We start from the raw sequence: 18,447 nt of genomic DNA, 5'->3' as shown, positions 1-18,447 counted from the left end.
GTCAGGCCCTCCGCCGCTTGACGAGGCGACACCCGTTGTGCGGGATCGGGGTGACGTCCTTGATGCCCGTCACTTCGATACCGGCATTCTGAATCGAGCGGATGGCGGTCTCTCGGCCGGAGCCGGGGCCCTTCACCTGCACGTCGACCTTGCGGACGCCGTGCTCCATTGCACGACGGGCAGCCTGTTCGGCGGCCATCTGCGCGGCGAACGGCGTGGACTTGCGCGAACCCTTGAAGCCGACGTTGCCCGCCGACGCCCAGGCGATGATGTCGCCCTGCTGGTCACTGATCGCGATGATCGTGTTGTTGAACGAGCTCTTGATGTGAGCGATTCCGTGCGTGACGTTCTTGCGTTCACGCTTGCGCGGTCGACGACCGCCGGCGGCTGGAGTTGCCATTACTTCGTCACCTTCTTCTTCCCGGCGACCGTCTTCTTCGGTCCCTTCCGGGTACGAGCGTTGGTATGGGTCCGCTGGCCGCGAACGGGCAGGCCGCGACGGTGGCGGAGACCCTGGTAGCAGCCGATCTCCATCTTGCGCTTGATGTCCTGGCTGACCTCGCGACGCAGGTCGCCCTCGACCTTGAGGTCGGATTCGATGTAGCCGCGGATCTTCGCGACCTCGTCGTCGGTGAGGTCGCGAACGCGAGTGGTGTTGTCGATGTCGGTCGCCTCGCACACGTGAAGTGCGGTGGTGCGGCCGATGCCGTAGATGTAGGTCAGCGAGATCCCCACTTGTTTTTCACGGGGGATGTCGACGCCGCTAATGCGTGCCATTTCAGCCTTGCCTCTGCTTGTGACGCGGGTTTTCGCAGATCACCATGACGCTGCCATGGCGACGAATCACCTTGCACTTGTCACAGATCTTCTTGACGCTGGGTCGAACCTTCATTGAGAGCTACTTGTACCTGTAGGTGATACGGCCTCGTTGGAGGTCGTAGGGGGTGAGTTCCACTTGGACGCGATCGCCGGGGAGAATGCGGATGTAGTGCATTCGCATCTTGCCGCTGATGTGTGCGAGCACTTCTGGGCCGTTCTCCAGCTCCACGCGGAACATGGCGTTGGGGAGCGACTCGGTGACCGTCCCCTCGAGAACGATCGCATCTTCCTTTGGCTTTGCGATGGGGAAACCTCTTCAGAACGGCGAGCTGGTTGCTCGCACGCGGAATGGCCTGGGTGGCCCAGGCCAGTGGACTACGCTACCGGACGCGCGGAAGGCGACCAACCCGTCGCGGCATCACTGCCGCGCCTGATCGATCACACCGGCGAGCCGGGCGAAGACTTCTTCTTCGGATCCGACACCGTCGACCGTCGCGAGGAGGTCTCGGGAGCCGAACCAGTCGAGCAACGGTGCCGTCTGTTCCTCGTAGAGCGACAGTCGGCGTTCGATCGCTTCTGGCGTGTCGTCCTCACGCTGGCGGGCCAGCATGCGTTCGGTCACGACTTCCACGGGGACATCGAGATTGATGGCGACATCGAGGGGAACGCCCTGGTCGGCACAGATTCGTTCGAGGGCGTCGGCCTGGTCCGCGGTGCGGGGGAAGCCGTCGAGCAGCACGCCGTGGGACATGATGTCGTCGGCGCCGAGGCGTTCGGCGACGATGCCGTTCATGATGTCGTCGCCGACGAGCCCACCGCTGTTCATGACCGCCTCGGCCTGCTTGCCGAGCTCGGTACCCGCGGCGACCGCGGCGCGCAGCATGTCACCGGTGGAGACATGGATGCAGCCGTACTCGTCCGCGATGCGAACGGCCTGCGTGCCCTTGCCCGAACCCTGACGGCCGAGAATCACGAGGCGCATCGAGCGTGTGCCGGGAGCCGTCATGACTACTTGAGGAACCCTTCGTAGTTCCGCATCATCAGCTGGCTGTCGATCTGCTTCATGGTCTCCAGGGCCACGCCCACGGCGATGAGCAGGGAGATACCGCCGAAGGCGAACCCGCCCGCACCGCCGCCCGCGCCGGAGGCATCGGTCCCACCGAGCGTGACGTTGATCAAGACCGACGGAATCAGCGCAACGCCGGCGATGAACAACGCACCCGGGAAGGTGATGCGGCTCAGGATACGGGCGAGGTAACGCTCGGTCTGCGGGCCGGGACGAATGCCGGGGATGAAGCCACCCTGTTTGCGGATCGTGTCGGCCTGCTTGGCCGGATCGAAGCTGATGGCGGTGTAGAAGTACGCGAAGCCGATGATGAGCAGGCCGAAGAACACCAGATAGGTGATCGCAGCCGGGTTGGCGAGGTTGTTGTCGACCCAGCGCTGCACACTGCCGCCCCAACCTTCGTCGGGCAGGGCGACGGCGATCAGGTTGGGGAGGTACAGCACGGAGCTGGCGAAGATGATCGGGATCACGCCCGACTGGTTCACCTTCAAGGGGATGTAGGTGGACTGACCGCCGTACATCCGGCGGCCCACCACTCGCTTGGCGAACTGCACCGGAATACGGCGCTGACCCTGCTCGACGTAGACGATGGCGACGAGGAGCATGACGGCCACGGCGATCAGAGCGACAAGGGCGAGCGTGCCGTTCTCGGCCTGGACGAGGGTGCCCTGGGCCGGAAGCGTCGAGACGACGCTGGTGAAGATCAACAGCGACATGCCGTTGCCGATGCCGCGCTGGGTGATGAGCTCACCCATCCACATCAGCAGCGCCGTACCGCTGGTGAGGGTGAGGACCACGACGAACACGGTCCAGGCGCTGAACTTCGGGAGCAGGTCGACGTCGCCGACCAGGCCGCCGTTGTGGAACAGGAAGGCGAACGACGTGGATTGCACGACCGCGATGGACACCGTGAGGTAGCGGGTCCACTGGGTGATCTTGCGCTGTCCGACGGCCCCCTGCTGCTGCCACTGCTCGATCTTCGGGATGACCACGCCGAGGATCTGCATGATGATCGACGAGGTGATGTAGGGCATGATCCCCAGCGCGAAGATCGCGAACTGGGTGAGCGCGCCGCCCGAGAAGAGCTGGATGTACCCGAGAATGCCACCGGTGTTGGCCTGATCGCGCAAGGCCTGGACGGCCTCGATGTCGACACCCGGCGCGGGAATGAACGACCCGAGTCGGTACAACCCGATCATGGCCAGGGTGAAGATGATCTTGTTCCGCAGGTCGGCGACCCGGAACATGTTCAATACCCGCGACAGCACGGCTCTCTCCCTCCCCGATGGGGAAATCAGCGATTGGTGTGTTGGTTGAAGCTGCCGTGCGGAGGACGACGATCGCCCCACGGAAGCGGCAGCGTTTCGACACTACCCCCCGCGGCGGTGATGGCTTCCTCGGCCGACTTGGAGAAGGCGTGGGCCTTCACCGTGAGCGCCGTGGTGACCTCGCCCCGACCGAGGATCTTGACGAGCGACCCCTTGCCGATGAGTCCGCGCTCGAGCAACGTCTCGGGCGAGACGTCGGTCATGCCGGTCTCCTCGAGCGTGTCGAGGTTGATGCCCTGGTACTCGACCCGGAACGGGTTGGTGAAGCCGCGCAACTTCGGAATGCGTTGCAGGAGCGGCATCTGGCCACCCTCGAAACCGATCGGCACGGTGTTGCGGGCGCGCTGGCCCTTGGTGCCACGGCCGGCCGTCTTGCCACCCTTGCCGCCGATGCCGCGAGCCTTGCGCTTGCCGCGCTTGTTCGAGCCCTCGGAGGGCTGGAGATCGTGAAGCTTGATCATGAGTCGACCTCTTCTGTGTCTTCCTCGACACGGACCAGATGGGGAACCCGGGCGATCATGCCCCGGATCTCGGCCCGGTCCTCGAATGTGTTGTGCTTGCCGATGCCGCGCAACCCGAGGGCCCGTAGCGTGCCGCGCTGCTTCGGCTTGATGCCGATCGACGAACGGATCTGAGTGACCTTGATGTTCGCCATCACGACACCTCGGTGGCGGCCGGAGCAACCGGACCGCGCTCGCTCTCCTGGTAGGCGGCCCAGAGACCTGCCGGCAGGAACTCGTCGGGCTCGAGGCCACGAAGACGAGCGATCTCGTCGGGACGACGCAGACCCATGAGGCCGTTGATCGTCGCACGAGCCACGTTGATGTGGTTGGCCGAGCCCAGCGACTTGCACAGCACGTCGGCGATACCGGCCTCTTCGAGGATGGCACGGGCGGCGCCACCGGCGATCACGCCGGTACCGGGAGCGGCGGGCTTCAGCATGACGCGTCCCGCACCCATCTCGCCGATGGTCTCGTGGACGATGGTCGAACCGGCCATCGCGACCGAGAACAGGTTGCGACGCGCTTCTTCGGTGCCCTTCTGGATGGCCAGCGGCACTTCCTTGGCCTTGCCGTAGCCGAGGCCGACCTTGCCGGCGCCGTCACCGATCACCACGAGTGCGGTGAACGAGAAACGGCGACCGCCCTTGACGACCTTGGCGACGCGGTTGATGTTGATGACCCGCGACTCGCGCAGGCCCTCGCCACCATCGCGGGGATTCGGCTCACGTTCTCTACGTTCGTATGCCATCAGAACTTCAGTCCTCCCTCACGGGCTGCGTCGGCAAGCGCCGCAACCCGGCCGTGGTAGCGGAACCCACCACGATCGAATACCACCGTGTCGACGCCGGCCGCCTTGGCCCGCTCCGCGAGGAGCGCACCGCACTTGCCGGCTGCTTCGGCGTTGCCGTTGTTGTCGGCGCGCAGCGCCTTCTCGGTGGTGGATGCCGCGGCGAGGGTGACGCCCGTGAGGTCGTCGATCACCTGCGCGGAGATGTGCTTGTTGGAACGGAACACGGCAAGGCGCGGACGCTGGGCGGTGCCCCGCATCGTCTTGCGGATCCGATAGTGGCGACGCATGCGGTCGCTGCGGCGCTTCTTCGCGGTGTAAGCCATGTCTACTTGGCCGCCTTTCCGGCCTTGCGAATCACACGCTCGTCCACGTAGCGGATTCCCTTGCCCTTGTAGGGCTCCGGCTTGCGCCACTTGCGGATGTCGGCGGCCACCTGACCGACCAGCTGCTTGTCGATCCCCTTGACGAAGATCTGCGTCTGGACGGGCACGTCGAACTCGATGCCCTCGGGGGCCTCGATGTTGACGGGATGGCTGAAACCGAGCGCGAGCTCGAGGGCGTTGGAGCCCTTGGCGGTGGCACGATAGCCAACGCCCTGGATCTGGAGTTCCTTGGTGAAGCCTTCGGTGACACCGATGATCATGTTCTGGATCAGGGTGCGGCAGAGGCCGTGGTACGACTTGCTGGCGCCGGTGTCGTCGGGGCGCTCGACGATGAGGTTGCCCTCTTCCTCGTGCACCGAGATACCGCCGGGCAGCCGCTGCTCGAGGGTGCCCTTCGTGCCCTTGACCGTGACGTCGGCGCCACTGATCGAGACCTCGACACCGCTCGGGATGATGATGGGGTTGCTACCAACTCGACTCATGTCGGCTCCCTCACCACACGAAGCAGAGGATTTCGCCGCCCATGCGGTTCTTCCTCGCTTCTCGGTCGGACATCAGGCCCTTGTTGGTCGACACCACCGCCACGCCGAGTCCACCCTGCACGCGGGGGATCTCGTCACGCTTGCGATAGATGCGCAGACCGGGCTTCGAGACACGGGTGAGACCGGAGATGACACGTGCTCGCTCAGGCGAGTACTTCATCTCGATGGTCAGTGTCTTTCCCGGCTTGTCACCGTTGTCGGCTTCGGAGAAGCCGGCGATGTAGCCCTCGCTCTGGAGCAGGCCCGCCAGGGCGAGCTTCTGCTTCGAGGATGGCATGCGGACGTCGTCGTGCATCGCCACGTTGGCGTTGCGAATACGAGTGAGCATGTCGGAGATGGGATCTGTCATTGTCATCGCGGTGTCACCTCCCTACCAACTGGCCTTCTTCACACCGGGCAATTCGCCCGCGTGTGCCATCTCTCGCAAGCAGACTCGGCACAGGCCGAACTTGCGGTACACCGAACGGGGCCGGCCACAACGGCGGCACCGGGTGTAGGCACGCACCTTGAACTTCGGGGTGCGTTGCTGCTTTTCGCGGAGTGCTTTCTTCGCCATGGGTCACTGCCCCTCGCGTCGGAACGGGAAGGCGAACGCGGCGAGCAGTGCTCGACCGTGGTCGTTCGTCGTCGCCGTCGTGACGATCGTGATGTCCATTCCCCGGGTGGTGTCGACCTTGTCGTAGTCGATCTCGGGGAACATGAGTTGTTCGGTCACACCGAAGGTGTAGTTGCCGTTGCCGTCGAACGACTTCGGCGAGAGCCCTCGGAAATCTCTGATTCGCGGGATCGCCAACGAGATGAGGCGATCCAGGAATTCGTACATGCGGTCGCCCCGAAGGGTGACCTTGCAGCCAATGGCCTGGTCCTCACGGAGCTTGAAGCTCGCGAGGCTCTTCTTGGCCCGGGTGATGACGGGCTTCTGGCCGGCGATCGTCTCCATGTCGGCCAGTGCCCCTTCGAGCAGCTTGGCCGAGGCGACGGCTTCGCCGACGCCCATGTTGAGGACGATCTTCTCGACCCTCGGCACCATCATCACGTTGGGGAGCTCGAGCTGGTCCCTCAGGGCCGGTCGGATCTCCTCGTTGTACTTGGTGCGAAGGCGCGGGATGTAGGTGGTGGTGCTCATCAGAGTTCCGCCCCGGTGCGCTTGCAGACGCGGACCTTGGTGCCGTCGTCGAGGATCTTGAAGCCCACGCGGGTGGCCTTGCCGTCCTGGGGGCTGACCACCGCGACGTTGGAGACGTCGAGCGGCATCGCCTTGTCGATGATGCCGCCCTGTTGGTCCTGGCGAGTCGGGGCCTGGTGCTTCTTCGCGACGTTGACGCCTTCGACGATGACCTTGCCCTTCTCGGGAATGGAACGCTCGACGATGCCCTCGACGCCCTTGTCCTTGCCGGACAAGACGACGACGCGATCGCCCTTGCGAATCTTCATGCCTGCCATTTTCAGAGAACCTCCGGCGCCAACGACACGATGCGCATGAACTGCTTGTCACGCAGTTCACGACCCACCGGACCGAAGATGCGGGTACCACGGGGCTGACGCTGATCGTTGATCAGCACGGCCGCGTTCTCGTCGAACCGGATGTAGCTCCCGTCCGGACGACGCTTTTCCTTCTTCACGCGGACGACGACGCACTTGACGACGTCGCCCTTCTTGACCTGCGCGCCCGGGATGGCGTCCTTGACCGTGGCGACGAAGACGTCACCGATCGAGGCATAACGACGCTTCGAGCCACCGAGGACCTTGATGCACAAGACCTCCTTGGCGCCCGAGTTGTCGGCCACCCGCAAGCGGGATTCCTGCTGGATCACTTGGCACGCTCCAGGACTTCCACGAGACGCCAGCGCTTGTTCTTCGACAGCGGTCGGGTCTCCTGTACGCGCACGCGGTCGCCGACGTTGAGGGTGTTCTCCTCGTCGTGGACGTGCAGCTTCTTGTTGCGCTGCACGGTCTTGGCGTAGCGGCGGTGACGAACGCGGTCGACGGTCTCGACGACGGCGGTCTTGTCCATCGCGTTCGACACCACGAGACCCTCGCGGACCTTGCGGGCGTTCTCGCGAACTCCGGTGTCAGGGGTTGCCTCAGCCACTGGTGGCCTCCTCGGTTGCGGCGATCGCCTCGGCATCGGCGATCTCGCGGGCCCGGAGCTCGGTGAGCACACGGGCGATGTCTTTCTTCACGGCCTTCATGGCCGCGGAGTCGTCGAGCTGGCCGGTGGCGAACTGGAATCGCAGGTTGAACAGCGACTCCTTGTGATCGGCCAACTGCTCGAGCAGGTCGGTGTCACCGAGATCGGCGAGCGCCTTTGCCTTCGCCATCTAAAAGCCCTCCTCACGGCTCACGAAGCGGGCCTTGATCGGCAGCTTCTGGATCGCGCGGTCGATGGCCTCGCGAGCGATGTCTTCCTCGTGGTACGAGAGCTCGAAGAGAATCCGACCCGGCTTGACCACGGCGACCCAGTGTTCGGGGTTGCCCTTGCCCGAACCCATGCGGGTCTCGGCCGGCTTCTGGGTGACGGGCTTGTCGGGGAAGACGTTGATCCACACCTTGCCACCACGCTTGATGTGGCGGGTCATGGCGATACGACCGGCTTCGATCTGACGAGCAGTGATCCATCCGGGCTCGAGGGCCTGGATGCCGTAGTCGCCATAGGTGACCTCGGTGGCGCCCTTGGACATCCCGCGGGTACGTCCACGGTGCTGCTTGCGGTGTTTGACCTTCTTTGGCATCAACATGTCGGCAACCTCAGTCGTTCGCCCGGAAGTGCGGGGTCTCGCTCTGCTCACGGGTCGATGCTTCGATCGCATCTTCCTCGTCGAGGAGCTTCTCGAACTCGGGATCGGCTTCCTTGATCAGCGGTGCCGGCTCTTCCTCGACCTCGGCATCGGCCTCGGTGTCGGTTTCGGGAGTGGCAACCCGCTTACGGGCAGCAGCGGAGGAGACGACCTTGCGGGGCTTGGCCTGACCAGAGGTCTCGCCGGCCGCCATGGCCGCCTCGAGGGTGGCCTTGTCGTCGTTGGTGGTCTTGTAAGGGAGGATGTCGCCCTTGTAGAGCCACACCTTGACGCCGATGCGCCCGTAGGTGGTCTTCGCCTCGCGGAAGCCGTAGTCGACATCGGCGCGCAGCGTGTGCAGCGGCACTCGACCTTCGCGGTACCACTCGGTACGAGCCATTTCCGAACCGCCGAGGCGGCCCGAGCACTGGACCCGGATCCCGAGGGCGCCGGCCTTCTGGGCGTTCTGCACGGCGCGCTTCATGGCACGACGGAACGCGACGCGGCCGGCGAGCTGATCGGCGACACCCTGGGCGATCAGGGCAGCGTCGAGTTCGGGCTGCTTGATCTCCTGGATGTTGAGCTGCACCTTGGCGTTGCCGGTGATCGCGGTGAGACCGGCGCGGAGGCGATCGGCCTCGGAGCCACGGCGACCGATGACGATGCCCGGACGCGCGGTGTGGACGTCGACCCGCAGACGATCGCGGGTGCGCTCGACCTCGACACGACTGATCGCCGCATGCGGCAGCTCGGTCATGAGGAAGTCGCGGATCTTCCAGTCTTCGATGACGTAGTCGGCGTAGTCCTCACGGTCGGCGAACCAGCGGCTCTTCCATTCCGTGGTGACGCCGAGGCGGAACCCGTAGGGGTTGACCTTCTGTCCCATCAGGAATCCTCTTTGCTTTCGCCGGCATCCGCCGGATCTGCGTTACCTGCGCCGGCCTCGGTGAAACCGGCGGCTTCGGCGGCGTCGGTCGTGGCGAACCACACTTCGGCGACGGTCTGTTCGAACCAGCGCCCGTCGGCCTGGTGGTACTTCATGGAGTCGGCGTTGCCCTTGATCGGGTAGCCGTCGGGCGCCTCGTTGGGATCGTCGAGCGGCGCGTGACTCAAGGGGCCGAAGGGCGACTGGTCGTCATCAGAGTCGGCCGTCTCGGCGTCGTAGTCGTCGTCGCCGGCCGGCGACGACATCGCTGCTTCGGTTGCGGCAACCACTTCGGCGGCCTTCTCTTCGGTCGATGCCTCGTGATCATGGTCGTCGTGATCGTGATCATCGTGATCGTGATCGTGGTCGTGTTCGGCCTCGCGGGCCTCTTCACGCTCCCGGCTCTGCTCGACACGACGACGTCGGGCCTCGGCGGCGTTGGTCGTGGTCGACCGACCGGCGCTGGCCTCCTTGTCGCGGAGCTGCTCGAGCTTCTCGTCGGAGTAGCGCGACACGATCACCGTGATGTGGCAGGTGCGCTTGCGAATGCGGGTGGCGCGGCCACGGGCACGGGGACGCCAGCGCTTGAGTGTGGGACCCTCGTCGGCGTAGCAGGCCGAGACGAACAGCTCTTCGGCGAGCTGGCCGTCGTTGTGCTCGGCGTTGGCCACGGCCGAGTCGAGCACCTTGGCGATGTCGGCGCTGATGCCCCGCTCGGAGAACGCGAGGATCTCCGAGGCTTCGGCGTAGGACTTGCCCCGGATCAGGTCGAGGATCTCGCGGGCCTTGTAGGCCGACGCACGAACGTGCGACACCTTGGCCCGGGTTCCCGGACGCTCGTTGGTCTTCGTCCCGGTCATCAGCGGCGAGCTCCCCGTTCCTGGCCCGCGTGGAACTTGAAGGTGCGGGTGGGGGCGAACTCACCGAGCTTGTGGCCGACCATCGACTCGGTCACGTAGACCGGGACGTGCTTGCGACCGTCGTGGACGGCCAGGGTGTGGCCGATCATGTCGGGGATGATGGTGGAGCGACGAGACCAGGTCTTGATGACCTTCTTCTCTCCCGATTCGTTGAGCACGTCCACCTTCTTGAGCAGGTGATCGTCGACGAATGGGCCCTTTTTGAGGCTGCGCGGCATTGTGATTACCTCCGCGAACCGCGCGTCCGGCGACGGCGCACGATCAGCTTGTCGGATTCTTGGTTGCTCTTGCGGGTCCGGCCCTCGGGCTGGCCCCACGGGGACACGGGATGGCGTCCACCAGAGGTCTTGCCTTCACCACCGCCATGGGGATGGTCGACCGGGTTCATGGCGACGCCGCGAGTCTGCGGGCGCTTGCCCTTCCAGCGGTTGCGGCCGGCCTTGCCGATCTTGACGAGCTCGTGCTGACGGTTGCCGACCTCGCCGATCGTGGCCCGGCAGTCGATGGGCACACGGCGCATCTCGGTGCTGGGCAGACGCAGGGTGGCGAAATCGCCCTCCTTGGCGACCAGCTGGACCGACACGCCGGCCGAGCGGGCCAGCTTGGCGCCGGCACCGGCCTTGAGTTCGACATTGTGCACCGTGGTGCCCACGGGCACGTAGCGCAGCGGCAGGCTGTTGCCCGGACGGATCTCGGCGCCCTGACCGGACATGACCTTGTCGCCCACGTACAGGTCGCGGGGAGCGAGGATGTAGCGCTTCTCGCCGTCGTGGTAGTGCAGCAGGGCGATGTTGCAGGTGCGGTTGGGGTCGTACTCGATCGTCGCCACGGTGGCGGGCACGCCGTCCTTGGTGCGATCGAAGTCGATGACGCGGTACTTCTGCTTGTGACCGCCGCCGCGATGGCGACTGGTCTTGCGACCGTGGTTGTTGCGTCCACCGGTCTTGGACTCACCCTTGACGAGGCTGCGCTCGGGGCTGGTCTCGGTGATTTCGGAAAAGTCCGACGACGTCTGGAAACGCCGTCCCGGACTTGTCGGCTTGCGCTTGCGAATGGCCATGTCAGTTACCTCAGGCCTCGAAGAGATCGATCGAGTCACCCTCGGCGAGGGTGACGAGGGCCCGCTTCTGCCCGGTCTTCGTGCCGAAGCCTCCGGTGCGGCGGTTGCGCTTGCGCTTGCCCTTGCGGTTGAGCGTGTTCACCTTGAGCACCGAGACCTCGAAGATCGACTCCACGGCGTCGCGGATCTCGGGCTTCGAGGCGCCCGGGGCGACCACGAACGTGTACACGTTGGTGTCGAGGAGCCCGTAGGACTTCTCGGAGACGACGGGACGGATGATGACGTCGCGATGGTCCTTCATGTCACTCGCCTCCTTCGGCGGAAACGGCCTGCTCGGCCGGAGCCGCACCCGGGAGGGTCTCCTTGGTGAACACCACGACGTCGCTTTCCAGCACGTCGTAGGTGTTGAGCTCGCCGGCGTGCAGGCAGTGCACGTTGGTGAGGTTGCGGAAGCTCCTGTACGCCATCTCGTCGCCGTCGCCGAGCACCAGGAGGACCTTGCCCTCGGCGCCGATGGCCGAGAGGGCCTCGAGTGCGGTCTTGGTCTTGGGCGTGTCGAAGTTCCAGGCGTCGACCACGATCACGTTGCCGTCGCTGGCCCGATCGGACAGGGCACTGCGCAGGGCGAGACGGATCATCTTCTTGGGGGTCTTCTGGCTGTAGTCGCGCGGCTTGGGGCCGTGGGCGATGCCGCCACCACGCCAGATCGGCGAGTTGGACGAGCCGGCACGGGCACGACCGGTGCCCTTCTGACGCCACGGCTTGGCGCCGCCACCACGAACCTCGGAACGGGTCTTGGTGGAGTGCGTGCCCTGGCGCTTCGCCGCGAGCTGCGCCGTGACGACCTGGTGCATGACGGGGATGTTCGGTTCGATCCCGAAGACCTCGTCGGAGAGTTCGGCCGAGCCGGCGTCGGTGCCGGACTGGCTCTTGATCGCGATGGATGCCATGTCAGGAGCCCTTCACTGCGTCGCGGATGACCACGGTGGCGCCGCGGGGGCCGGGAACCGAGCCCCGCACCAGCAGCACTTCCGCCTCGGGGTCGCTCTTGACGACCTCGAGGTTGAGCGTGGTGACCTTGTTGTTGCCCATGCGGCCAGGCATCTTCTTGCCCTTGAACACACGGGAGGGGGTGGCGCACTGGCCGACAGCCCCGGGCTTGCGATGGTTCTTGTGGGCACCGTGCGAAGCGGGCGCACCGCCGAAGCCGTGACGCTTCATCGCGCCGGCGAAGCCCTTGCCCTTGGAGACGGCCGTGACGTCGACACGCTGGCCCTGCTCGAGCAGGTCCACGGCGATCTCCTGGCCGACGGTGAACTCCGAAACGTCGTCGAGACGGAGCTCGACGAGCTTGCGGCCGGCATCGACGCCGGCCTTTTCGAAGTGGCCGGCCTCGGGCCGGGTGAGCTTTCCCGCATCCTTCACGCCGAGCGTGACCTGGATGGCGCTGTAGCCGTCGTGCTCGGGCGTCTTGACCTGCACGACACGGCACGCGGACACGCGCAACACGGTGACCGGGACGACGCGGTTCTCCTCGTCCCAGACCTGCGTCATACCGACCTTCTCGCCGATGATCGCCTTGGTGGCCATGATTGCTTCCTGTGGTCTCGTGGCGTGAATCGCAAGCGTTCACGCGGTCTCGTTGGCGTGAATCGCAAGCGTTCACGCGAACGCTCCGCTCGGGCAGACCCGGCGGAGCGTTCATTCGGTTTTGCGGCGTGGTTCCCGGAGGCCTGCGCCGACGTCGATTCTGTAGTGCGAAGTGATCGGTGCTGCCGCCCCGAAGGACGTCTCACCGCACAAGGACGCAATGCTATCGGTACCGGTCTCGTGTACCAACCGGCATCCCCGGCTCTTTCTGGGGTAAACGGTAGCGTCCGCAGCTGATGACCACCGACGCGCCCGGCGACGGCGAAACCCGCGCCACCGACACCTGGATGGCCGCCACCAGCGTGCCGAGGTGGATCGTCAAGGCCATCGCCCTGTTCTGGCTCGGGTGGATCGCCGTCTACGTGGGCACCGGCATGGTGCGATCGCTGCGATCGCTCCTGATCGTCGCGCTCATCTCGCTCTTCATCAGCTTCGCCATCGAGCCGGCGGTCAACCGCATGGAACATCGAGGCATTCGACGCGGGCTCGGCGTGTGGATCGTGTATGTCTTCCTGCTGATCCTCGTCGCCGGCTTCTCGGCGGCGATCGGTACGGCACTCGCGTCACAGATCAACGATTTCATCGACGACGCTCCAGAACTGATCGAGGACGCCGAATCCTGGCTCCAGACGCACATCGACAGTGACATCGATCTCGATCAGCTCCAGCAGGAGTTCGTGGACGACGGCCGGGCCGCCGACCTCGCCACCACCTTTGCCGATGACATCGTCAACCTGGGCACGACCCTGCTGAACATCGTGTTCCAAGCGTTCACCATCGCCCTCTTCACCTTCTATCTGGTGGCAGAGGGCCCGAAGCTGCGGCGGACGGTCTGCTCCTTCCTCGAACCCGATCGCCAGGCAATGGTGCTCGACGTATGGGACCTCGCCATCCGCAAGACCGGCGGCTACATCTACTCGCGCGGCATCCTGGCGTTGCTGTCGGCCGGCGTCCACTGGTTCGCCTTCGAGATCATCGATCTCCCGTTTCCGCTACCGCTGGCGCTGTGGGTCGGCGTGATCTCACAGTTCATTCCCGTGATCGGCACCTACATCGCCGGCGCGCTGCCCGTCCTCATCGGCTTGCTCGAGGACCCCAGGAAGGGCCTCGCAGTGCTGATCGTCATCGTGGTCTACCAACAGGTCGAGAACTACATCTTCGCCCCGCGGGTGACTGCGCACACGATGGAGATCCACGTCGCCGTCGCGTTCGGCGCGGTGCTGGCGGGTGCGGCCCTGCTCGGCGTGGTCGGCGCGCTGCTGGCGCTGCCCTTCACGGCCACGGCCCAGGCGTTCATCTCCGGCTATCGCCAGCATCACGAGGTGGCCGCCGAAACCCTGTCCGGCACCTCCGCCCGTCGAGGGCGCTGGCGCAGGCCGGGGTCACGTTGACCAGCCACCGGTCGGCACGCCGGACGACAGCGGTGAACGACGTTACGAGTGCGACACGGCGCCGTCGTGCCGACGAGCCCGGGTCGCCAGCTGGGCGTTGACCGTCGTCACGAAGACGGCCGCCTCGGTGCGGCTGCTCATCTTGAGCTTGCGCAGCAGGTTCGACACGTAGTTCTTGACGGTCTTCTCGGCCAGGTTCATCCGCTCGGCGACCTGTCGGTTGGTGAGACCTTCGGCCAGGTGATCGAGAAGACGCCGTTCCTGCGGACTCAGCGCGTCGAGCAACGCCGCGTCGCCTCCGCCCCGGCCCACCCGCAGACGATCGAGGAGCCGGCCGGTGACGGTGGGGTCGATCAGCGATCCGCCGTTGGCGACGAGCCGGATCGACCGCACCAGTTCGGTGCCCGGCGTGCGCTTCAGGAGAAAGCCGGAAGCCTCGGCCCGGATCGCCGACAGCAACACGTCATCGTTGCAGTAGGAGGTGAGGACCAGACAGCCGGTCTCGGGGAGTCGTTTCTTGATCCAGCGACACACGTCCAGGCCGTCGCCGTCGGGCAGCATCAGGTCCACCAGCGCCACGTCGGGCCGGCAGGCCGCGACCCGATCGATGGCCTCTTTGGCCGTTCCCGCTTCACCGACCACCTCGATGTCGACCTCGCGCTCGAGCACCGATCGAAGGCCTTCCCGCACGAGCTCATGATCGTCGATGAGAAACACCCGGATGGTCATGTCGCTTCATCGGGAGTGGCTGTCCTCGGCCTTGACCCTCATACGTCGACAGTCACCGCCGAAGCGTTCAATGGCCCAGCCGGAGGCGTGACACTCGTCCCGGGACTGCCTGGGCCGAATGGCGCACGGCGACCTCTGCTTAGAGACAGGGGATGACTTCCAGCTGGACCCTCGTAGGGCTGTTGGCAGTGTTCCCGGCTGCGTCCGAGACCGTCGCAGTGACCTCGACGAAGGTGACCGTCAGGAAGGTGCCCCGGGGAAACGAGAGCGAGCCGGTCCACTCCGACCGCGGCGGTGGCGCAGCCGCTGTCGTCGTGGTCGTCGGCGCCTCGCCGACCACGTCGAACCGGCCGGCATCGGGTCCGCCCGCCGGGTTCTCGCCCATGACCAGCGCGATCGCGGTGGTCAGAGCGAAGAGGATCACCCCGAACGGTCCGGGAGCCGACGGCGTTTCTTTCGCGGGATTCGCGTCTGGCGGCGATGGAGTGTGGAAACCTGGTGTAGTCGAGCCATGGCGGCGCGTCGACGAGTTGTGTGCGCACCGTCGAGACCCTCGACGCTCCATTCCCGAAGAGAGGCCCACATGACCATCACCTTTACCAAGACGAAGGTTGCGCTCGCCATCGTCGTCGCCGCACTGCTCGTGCCCGCGACCGCCTACGCGACACACGTGTTCGACGACGTCCCCGACGACAAGTTCTACGCGGGCCCCGTCGAATGGGCCTTCGACAACGACATCACCACCGGCAAGAGCCCCACCAGCTTCGCCCCCGAGGACAACGTCACCCGCGGCGAGAGCGTCACCTTCCTCAAGCGCTACAACGACAACATCGTCGAACCGGCCGACACCGCCCTCCAAGCCGACATCGACAACCTGACGGCCCAGACCTACACCCAAGCGGAAGTAGATGCGCTTCTGGCCGACAAGGCCGATACCGCCGACATTCCCGCGACCACGGTCGCATCCGCCGAACGGAACGCGAGCCTGACCCTCACCACCGGCAATCAGACAGCGGTGAATACCGACATCGCCACGGCAGGACCGGCAACGCTGCTCGTTTCCGCAGCGATCGAAGCAGACGGAGATGGCGGCAACGACGACAACATGAACTGCAACATCGACGTCGACGGCACGGACGGACTTCGGCAGTCGGTGAGCCTCGATGCCAACACCCTGGACAACGCTGCAGTGGTGACCCTGTCCCAGGCGTTCCCGGTCGCAGCCGGGACCCACACCGTTATCGTGGAATGCAACGAGGGCCTCGGCTCGGGCACGTTCGTCGAGAGCGCGTCGCTCGTCGTTCTCGCAGTCGACTGATCACACCCGCCGTATCGACCGTGACAGCCCCGGGCTCGTGGCTCGGGGCTGTCACGCGTTTCGACGGCTGCGAGCTGGGCCCGGACAACCGTGGATCGCCCACGATCAATGTCGGCCGGCCGACAGGATCGTCGTGGAACAGGCAGATCACCCTCCGACGGCCGACGACGTGACGGAACGCCGCGACTACGCGACGCTGATCGCTCACGCGCCCATCTGCATCCACGAGATCGATTCTCGATGGTCGACTGACGTCGATCCAACCCGCGGGCTGGGCATCCTGGGCATGGAGATCGAGAACGTCGTCGATCGGCAATATCTCGAGTTCATCGCCGACCACGACCTGGAGCGGATCTCCGCCCTCCTGCGACGACGCCCGATTCCGTGGGAAGGCGTCGACGTTCGAGTTCACCGTCGAGCTCGACGGCCAAGTTGCGCCATCTCGCCTCCGGCTTCGTGCCGGTGCGCAACGAGTCCGCCCAGGTGATCCGTCTCATGGGACTCACCGAGGACATCACTGATCGCATCGACGCGCTCCAGCGCGCGCAAGAGAGCGAGACCCGCTTCCGCGATCTCGCCGAGACGGCAGCGGAGTTCTTCTGGGAGGTCGACGGCGAGCGCTTCACCCAGATCGAACTCGTGTCCGACGATCGAGGATCGGTCCGCACCGTCTCCGTGAGCGGCAAGCCGGTCCGCGACGACACGGGAACGATCGTCGGCTGGCGCGGCTCGGGATCCGACATCAGCAACGCCTGCACTCTGGCCAACCAGCTCACCTGCCAAGCGACACAGGACGAGCTCACCGGCCTCCTCAATCGCCGGGAGTTCTCGCGTCGTCTCGACCAACTGATCTGGCCGATCGCCGGCGACCCGCTCGATTCCCACCACGTGCTGTGCTTCCTCGATCTCGACCAGTTCAAGGTGGTCAACGACACTTGTGGTCATGTTGCGGGCGATGATCTGCTCCGTCAGGTGAGCGGACTGCTCCGATCCACATCCGCCAGACCGACGTGTTCGCCCGCCTCGGTGGCGACGAGTTCGGCATCGTCATGTACGGCGCTCGCGTCGACGACGCCAAGCGGCTCCTCCACACTGTCCTCGAGGCACTCGCCGATTGGCCCTTCGAGTGGGACGATCGAGTCTTCGCAGTCGGTGCCAGTATCGGCGTCGTGCCCGTCTCGTCGGAGAGCGGCTCGGTCGACCGCGTGCTCGCCGCCGCCGACAGCGCCTGCTAACAAGCACCAGGGTCGGAACCGGTGCGTCGTCTTCAATCCGACCGACGCGGAAACCGTGCGTCATCGTGGCGAGGTCGACGCGGTCTCGCTCGTCACCAAAGCACTCGACCACGACGAGTTCTGCCTCCATGCCCGACCGATCGTGCGGGTGGGCCACGCCTGGCGTCCATCACACGTTGAGATTCTCGTCCGGATGAATGCTCCCGACGACGGCGCCGTGCTGACCCCGGACGAGTTCCTGCCCGCCGCGGAGCGGTTCGGTCTGGCCCATCGACTCGACCTCTGGGTCGTGATGCACACGCTCGAGGCCCTTCGCCGCGCGCCGGCCATCACGACGTGTGCGATCAACCTGTCGGGCGTGTCGCTCGGCCGATCGACGTTTCTCCAGGAGGTCAGCGAACTGCTCGATGCCAGCGACATCGACCCGGGGCGTGTGTGCTTCGAGATCACCGAGACGGCGGCGATCACCAATGGCGGCTACGCCGACAGCTTCATCTCGTCGCTGCGGGCTCGCGGCTGCCGGTTCGCGCTCGACGACTTCGGCAGCGGTCTCGCGTCGTTCGCCTACCTGAAGAACCTCGACGTCGACTTCCTGAAGATCGACGGATCGTTCGTACAGAACATCCTCACCGAGGAAGTGGACGGCGCCCCCCGGTGGTGAGCCTGGCCCAGGGGTACCACATCGGGCGACCGGTGCCCCTCGAGGAGTTCCTCGACTGACGGTCGGCAGGTGGTCGTCCCCGTTGTGCGAGGGTGGTGCGCCGCGTGCGGCACTCCATTCCCGTAGAGAGGCCCCATATGACCATCACCCTGACCAAGACGAAAGCGGCAATCGCCGTCGTCGTCGTCGCACTCCTCGTTCCCGCCACCGCCTTCGCGGCCAACAGCTTCACCGACGTCCCCGCCGAAAAGTTCTACGCCGGCCCCGTCGACTGGGCCTTCAACAACGACATCACCACCGGCAAGACCGCCACCAGCTTCGCCCCCGAGGACAACGTCACCCGCGGCGAA

At 65.5% G+C, this 18,447-nt stretch carries 32 protein-coding genes and 2 pseudogenes; 5 read left to right on the top strand and 29 right to left on the bottom strand.

Annotation, left to right across the window (positions count from 1 at the left end):
- Position 1 precedes the first annotated feature (1 nt).
- From rpsK to rplC, 26 genes and pseudogenes are all read right to left on the bottom strand, one after another.
- Entirely contained in the window at positions 2–400 is a 399-nt protein-coding gene (rpsK, locus tag RIB98_15635) for a 30S ribosomal protein S11 (GenBank protein ID MEQ8842415.1), read from the bottom strand.
- Positions 400–777 (bottom strand): 30S ribosomal protein S13, encoded by a 378-nt coding sequence (gene rpsM, locus RIB98_15630; protein MEQ8842414.1) that lies wholly within the window; start codon positions 775–777, stop codon positions 400–402. The genes rpsK and rpsM overlap by 1 nt, the downstream gene beginning before the upstream one ends.
- Position 778: 1 nt before the next feature.
- On the bottom strand, positions 779–892 hold the full coding sequence (gene rpmJ / locus RIB98_15625; protein MEQ8842413.1) for a 50S ribosomal protein L36: 114 nt from the start codon (positions 890–892) through the stop codon (positions 779–781).
- A gap of 6 nt (positions 893–898) precedes the next feature.
- Complete coding sequence (gene infA, locus RIB98_15620) at positions 899–1,123, bottom strand: translation initiation factor IF-1 (GenBank protein ID MEQ8842412.1); 225 nt, start codon at positions 1,121–1,123, stop codon at positions 899–901.
- Positions 1,124–1,237: 114 nt separating this feature from the next.
- Positions 1,238–1,825 (bottom strand): adenylate kinase, encoded by a 588-nt coding sequence (locus tag RIB98_15615; GenBank protein ID MEQ8842411.1) that lies wholly within the window; start codon positions 1,823–1,825, stop codon positions 1,238–1,240.
- Between the two features lie 2 nt (positions 1,826–1,827).
- Positions 1,828–3,132, bottom strand: coding sequence for a preprotein translocase subunit SecY (gene secY, locus RIB98_15610; protein ID MEQ8842410.1), 1,305 nt, complete (start codon positions 3,130–3,132; stop codon positions 1,828–1,830).
- A 47-nt stretch (positions 3,133–3,179) separates the two neighbouring features.
- A complete protein-coding gene (gene rplO, locus RIB98_15605; GenBank protein MEQ8842409.1) occupies positions 3,180–3,671 on the bottom strand; it encodes a 50S ribosomal protein L15 in 492 nt (163 codons plus the stop codon).
- Positions 3,671–3,871 (bottom strand): 50S ribosomal protein L30, encoded by a 201-nt coding sequence (gene rpmD, locus RIB98_15600; protein MEQ8842408.1) that lies wholly within the window; start codon positions 3,869–3,871, stop codon positions 3,671–3,673. The genes rplO and rpmD overlap by 1 nt, the downstream gene beginning before the upstream one ends.
- Positions 3,868–4,464, bottom strand: a complete 597-nt coding sequence (gene rpsE, locus RIB98_15595; protein MEQ8842407.1) for a 30S ribosomal protein S5 — start codon at positions 4,462–4,464, stop codon at positions 3,868–3,870. The genes rpmD and rpsE overlap by 4 nt, the downstream gene beginning before the upstream one ends.
- On the bottom strand, positions 4,464–4,829 hold the full coding sequence (gene rplR, locus RIB98_15590; GenBank protein ID MEQ8842406.1) for a 50S ribosomal protein L18: 366 nt from the start codon (positions 4,827–4,829) through the stop codon (positions 4,464–4,466). The genes rpsE and rplR overlap by 1 nt, the downstream gene beginning before the upstream one ends.
- 2 nt (positions 4,830–4,831) lie before the next feature.
- A complete protein-coding gene (rplF, locus tag RIB98_15585) occupies positions 4,832–5,371 on the bottom strand; it encodes a 50S ribosomal protein L6 (GenBank protein ID MEQ8842405.1) in 540 nt (179 codons plus the stop codon).
- Positions 5,372–5,381: 10 nt separating this feature from the next.
- Positions 5,382–5,786 carry a 30S ribosomal protein S8 gene (gene rpsH / locus RIB98_15580; protein ID MEQ8842404.1) on the bottom strand — a complete coding sequence of 135 codons (405 nt, stop codon included), beginning with the start codon at positions 5,784–5,786 and terminating at the stop codon, positions 5,382–5,384.
- A 15-nt stretch (positions 5,787–5,801) separates the two neighbouring features.
- Positions 5,802–5,987, bottom strand: coding sequence for a type Z 30S ribosomal protein S14 (locus RIB98_15575; GenBank protein MEQ8842403.1), 186 nt, complete (start codon positions 5,985–5,987; stop codon positions 5,802–5,804).
- A 3-nt stretch (positions 5,988–5,990) separates the two neighbouring features.
- On the bottom strand, positions 5,991–6,557 hold the full coding sequence (rplE, locus tag RIB98_15570) for a 50S ribosomal protein L5 (protein ID MEQ8842402.1): 567 nt from the start codon (positions 6,555–6,557) through the stop codon (positions 5,991–5,993).
- The gene (rplX, locus tag RIB98_15565) at positions 6,557–6,865 is read right to left on the bottom strand and encodes a 50S ribosomal protein L24 (protein MEQ8842401.1); all 309 of its coding nucleotides are present in this window, start codon (positions 6,863–6,865) and stop codon (positions 6,557–6,559) included. Before rplX ends, rplE begins: the two co-directional genes overlap by 1 nt.
- An 11-nt stretch (positions 6,866–6,876) precedes the next feature.
- The gene (gene rplN / locus RIB98_15560; GenBank protein MEQ8842400.1) at positions 6,877–7,245 is read right to left on the bottom strand and encodes a 50S ribosomal protein L14; all 369 of its coding nucleotides are present in this window, start codon (positions 7,243–7,245) and stop codon (positions 6,877–6,879) included.
- Positions 7,242–7,523 (bottom strand): 30S ribosomal protein S17, encoded by a 282-nt coding sequence (gene rpsQ, locus RIB98_15555; GenBank protein MEQ8842399.1) that lies wholly within the window; start codon positions 7,521–7,523, stop codon positions 7,242–7,244. The genes rplN and rpsQ overlap by 4 nt, the downstream gene beginning before the upstream one ends.
- Positions 7,516–7,752 carry a 50S ribosomal protein L29 gene (gene rpmC, locus RIB98_15550; GenBank protein MEQ8842398.1) on the bottom strand — a complete coding sequence of 79 codons (237 nt, stop codon included), beginning with the start codon at positions 7,750–7,752 and terminating at the stop codon, positions 7,516–7,518. Before rpmC ends, rpsQ begins: the two co-directional genes overlap by 8 nt.
- Positions 7,753–8,169, bottom strand: a complete 417-nt coding sequence (gene rplP / locus RIB98_15545; protein MEQ8842397.1) for a 50S ribosomal protein L16 — start codon at positions 8,167–8,169, stop codon at positions 7,753–7,755.
- A gap of 295 nt (positions 8,170–8,464) precedes the next feature.
- Positions 8,465–9,094 (bottom strand): annotated as a pseudogene (rpsC, locus tag RIB98_15540) (30S ribosomal protein S3).
- 548 nt (positions 9,095–9,642) lie between these two features.
- Positions 9,643–9,993: pseudogene (rplV, locus tag RIB98_15535) on the bottom strand (50S ribosomal protein L22).
- Entirely contained in the window at positions 9,993–10,271 is a 279-nt protein-coding gene (gene rpsS, locus RIB98_15530; protein MEQ8842396.1) for a 30S ribosomal protein S19, read from the bottom strand. Before rpsS ends, rplV begins: the two are co-directional and overlap by 1 nt.
- A gap of 5 nt (positions 10,272–10,276) precedes the next feature.
- Positions 10,277–11,113 (bottom strand): 50S ribosomal protein L2, encoded by an 837-nt coding sequence (gene rplB, locus RIB98_15525; protein ID MEQ8842395.1) that lies wholly within the window; start codon positions 11,111–11,113, stop codon positions 10,277–10,279.
- Between the two features lie 10 nt (positions 11,114–11,123).
- Positions 11,124–11,414 (bottom strand): 50S ribosomal protein L23, encoded by a 291-nt coding sequence (gene rplW / locus RIB98_15520; protein ID MEQ8842394.1) that lies wholly within the window; start codon positions 11,412–11,414, stop codon positions 11,124–11,126.
- A 1-nt stretch (position 11,415) separates the two neighbouring features.
- On the bottom strand, positions 11,416–12,063 hold the full coding sequence (rplD, locus tag RIB98_15515; GenBank protein MEQ8842393.1) for a 50S ribosomal protein L4: 648 nt from the start codon (positions 12,061–12,063) through the stop codon (positions 11,416–11,418).
- Position 12,064: 1 nt separating this feature from the next.
- Positions 12,065–12,703: a 50S ribosomal protein L3 gene (gene rplC, locus RIB98_15510; GenBank protein MEQ8842392.1), complete on the bottom strand. Its 639-nt coding sequence runs from the start codon at positions 12,701–12,703 to the stop codon at positions 12,065–12,067.
- A 296-nt stretch (positions 12,704–12,999) separates the two neighbouring features.
- On the opposite strand from rplC, the gene RIB98_15505 reads away from it, so the two are divergent.
- A complete protein-coding gene (locus RIB98_15505) occupies positions 13,000–14,154 on the top strand; it encodes an AI-2E family transporter (GenBank protein MEQ8842391.1) in 1,155 nt (384 codons plus the stop codon).
- A 42-nt stretch (positions 14,155–14,196) separates the two neighbouring features.
- Here RIB98_15505 and RIB98_15500 read toward each other — a convergent pair whose 3' ends face one another.
- Together RIB98_15500 and RIB98_15495 are read right to left on the bottom strand one after the other, a co-directional pair.
- On the bottom strand, positions 14,197–14,883 hold the full coding sequence (locus tag RIB98_15500) for a response regulator transcription factor (protein MEQ8842390.1): 687 nt from the start codon (positions 14,881–14,883) through the stop codon (positions 14,197–14,199).
- Positions 14,884–15,022: 139 nt separating this feature from the next.
- Positions 15,023–15,307 carry a hypothetical protein gene (locus tag RIB98_15495; GenBank protein MEQ8842389.1) on the bottom strand — a complete coding sequence of 95 codons (285 nt, stop codon included), beginning with the start codon at positions 15,305–15,307 and terminating at the stop codon, positions 15,023–15,025.
- Between the two features lie 159 nt (positions 15,308–15,466).
- Between RIB98_15495 and RIB98_15490 the strand changes: the two genes are divergently transcribed.
- On the top strand, positions 15,467–16,201 hold the full coding sequence (locus tag RIB98_15490) for an S-layer homology domain-containing protein (protein MEQ8842388.1): 735 nt from the start codon (positions 15,467–15,469) through the stop codon (positions 16,199–16,201).
- Positions 16,202–16,609: 408 nt separating this feature from the next.
- On the opposite strand, the gene RIB98_15485 is transcribed toward RIB98_15490, so the two are convergent.
- On the bottom strand, positions 16,610–17,146 hold the full coding sequence (locus RIB98_15485) for a hypothetical protein (protein ID MEQ8842387.1): 537 nt from the start codon (positions 17,144–17,146) through the stop codon (positions 16,610–16,612).
- Positions 17,147–17,190: 44 nt separating this feature from the next.
- On the opposite strand from RIB98_15485, the gene RIB98_15480 reads away from it, so the two are divergent.
- From RIB98_15480 to RIB98_15470, 3 genes are all read left to right on the top strand, one after another.
- Positions 17,191–17,436, top strand: a complete 246-nt coding sequence (locus tag RIB98_15480; protein ID MEQ8842386.1) for a diguanylate cyclase — start codon at positions 17,191–17,193, stop codon at positions 17,434–17,436.
- A 55-nt stretch (positions 17,437–17,491) separates the two neighbouring features.
- A complete protein-coding gene (locus tag RIB98_15475) occupies positions 17,492–18,097 on the top strand; it encodes an EAL domain-containing protein (GenBank protein ID MEQ8842385.1) in 606 nt (201 codons plus the stop codon).
- 137 nt (positions 18,098–18,234) lie between these two features.
- Positions 18,235–18,447 (top strand): S-layer homology domain-containing protein (locus RIB98_15470; protein MEQ8842384.1); only part of this gene is annotated, 213 nt, incomplete at its 3' end.

It is taken from the genome of Acidimicrobiales bacterium, from assembly GCA_040219515.1.
Taxonomy (GTDB): domain Bacteria; phylum Actinomycetota; class Acidimicrobiia; order Acidimicrobiales; family Aldehydirespiratoraceae; genus JAJRXC01.
The sequence above is the reverse complement of the archived record's forward strand: the minus strand, read 5'-3'. Positions and strand labels throughout refer to the sequence as shown.

Coding starts and splice junctions, on each gene's coding strand:
- rpsH (MEQ8842404.1), bottom strand. CDS start 5,786: ATGACAATGACAGATCCCATCTCCGACATGCTCACTCGTATTCGCAAC.
- rpsM (MEQ8842414.1), bottom strand. CDS start 777: ATGGCACGCATTAGCGGCGTCGACATCCCCCGTGAAAAACAAGTGGGG.
- rplD (MEQ8842393.1), bottom strand. CDS start 12,063: ATGGCATCCATCGCGATCAAGAGCCAGTCCGGCACCGACGCCGGCTCG.
- rpsS (MEQ8842396.1), bottom strand. CDS start 10,271: ATGCCGCGCAGCCTCAAAAAGGGCCCATTCGTCGACGATCACCTGCTC.
- RIB98_15485 (MEQ8842387.1), bottom strand. CDS start 17,146: ATGACCACAAGTGTCGTTGACCACCTTGAACTGGTCGAGATCGAGGAA.
- rplB (MEQ8842395.1), bottom strand. CDS start 11,113: ATGGCCATTCGCAAGCGCAAGCCGACAAGTCCGGGACGGCGTTTCCAG.
- rplX (MEQ8842401.1), bottom strand. CDS start 6,865: ATGAAGATTCGCAAGGGCGATCGCGTCGTCGTCTTGTCCGGCAAGGAC.
- rplE (MEQ8842402.1), bottom strand. CDS start 6,557: ATGAGCACCACCACCTACATCCCGCGCCTTCGCACCAAGTACAACGAG.
- rpmC (MEQ8842398.1), bottom strand. CDS start 7,752: ATGGCGAAGGCAAAGGCGCTCGCCGATCTCGGTGACACCGACCTGCTC.
- rpsK (MEQ8842415.1), bottom strand. CDS start 400: ATGGCAACTCCAGCCGCCGGCGGTCGTCGACCGCGCAAGCGTGAACGC.
- rplR (MEQ8842406.1), bottom strand. CDS start 4,829: ATGGCTTACACCGCGAAGAAGCGCCGCAGCGACCGCATGCGTCGCCAC.
- rplC (MEQ8842392.1), bottom strand. CDS start 12,703: ATGGCCACCAAGGCGATCATCGGCGAGAAGGTCGGTATGACGCAGGTC.
- RIB98_15490 (MEQ8842388.1), top strand. CDS start 15,467: ATGACCATCACCTTTACCAAGACGAAGGTTGCGCTCGCCATCGTCGTC.
- rpsE (MEQ8842407.1), bottom strand. CDS start 4,464: ATGGCATACGAACGTAGAGAACGTGAGCCGAATCCCCGCGATGGTGGC.
- RIB98_15615 (MEQ8842411.1), bottom strand. CDS start 1,825: ATGACGGCTCCCGGCACACGCTCGATGCGCCTCGTGATTCTCGGCCGT.
- secY (MEQ8842410.1), bottom strand. CDS start 3,132: ATGTTCCGGGTCGCCGACCTGCGGAACAAGATCATCTTCACCCTGGCC.
- rpmJ (MEQ8842413.1), bottom strand. CDS start 892: ATGAAGGTTCGACCCAGCGTCAAGAAGATCTGTGACAAGTGCAAGGTG.
- RIB98_15505 (MEQ8842391.1), top strand. CDS start 13,000: ATGACCACCGACGCGCCCGGCGACGGCGAAACCCGCGCCACCGACACC.
- RIB98_15500 (MEQ8842390.1), bottom strand. CDS start 14,883: ATGACCATCCGGGTGTTTCTCATCGACGATCATGAGCTCGTGCGGGAA.
- rplF (MEQ8842405.1), bottom strand. CDS start 5,371: ATGAGTCGAGTTGGTAGCAACCCCATCATCATCCCGAGCGGTGTCGAG.
- RIB98_15575 (MEQ8842403.1), bottom strand. CDS start 5,987: ATGGCGAAGAAAGCACTCCGCGAAAAGCAGCAACGCACCCCGAAGTTC.
- rplP (MEQ8842397.1), bottom strand. CDS start 8,169: ATGTTGATGCCAAAGAAGGTCAAACACCGCAAGCAGCACCGTGGACGT.
- rplW (MEQ8842394.1), bottom strand. CDS start 11,414: ATGAAGGACCATCGCGACGTCATCATCCGTCCCGTCGTCTCCGAGAAG.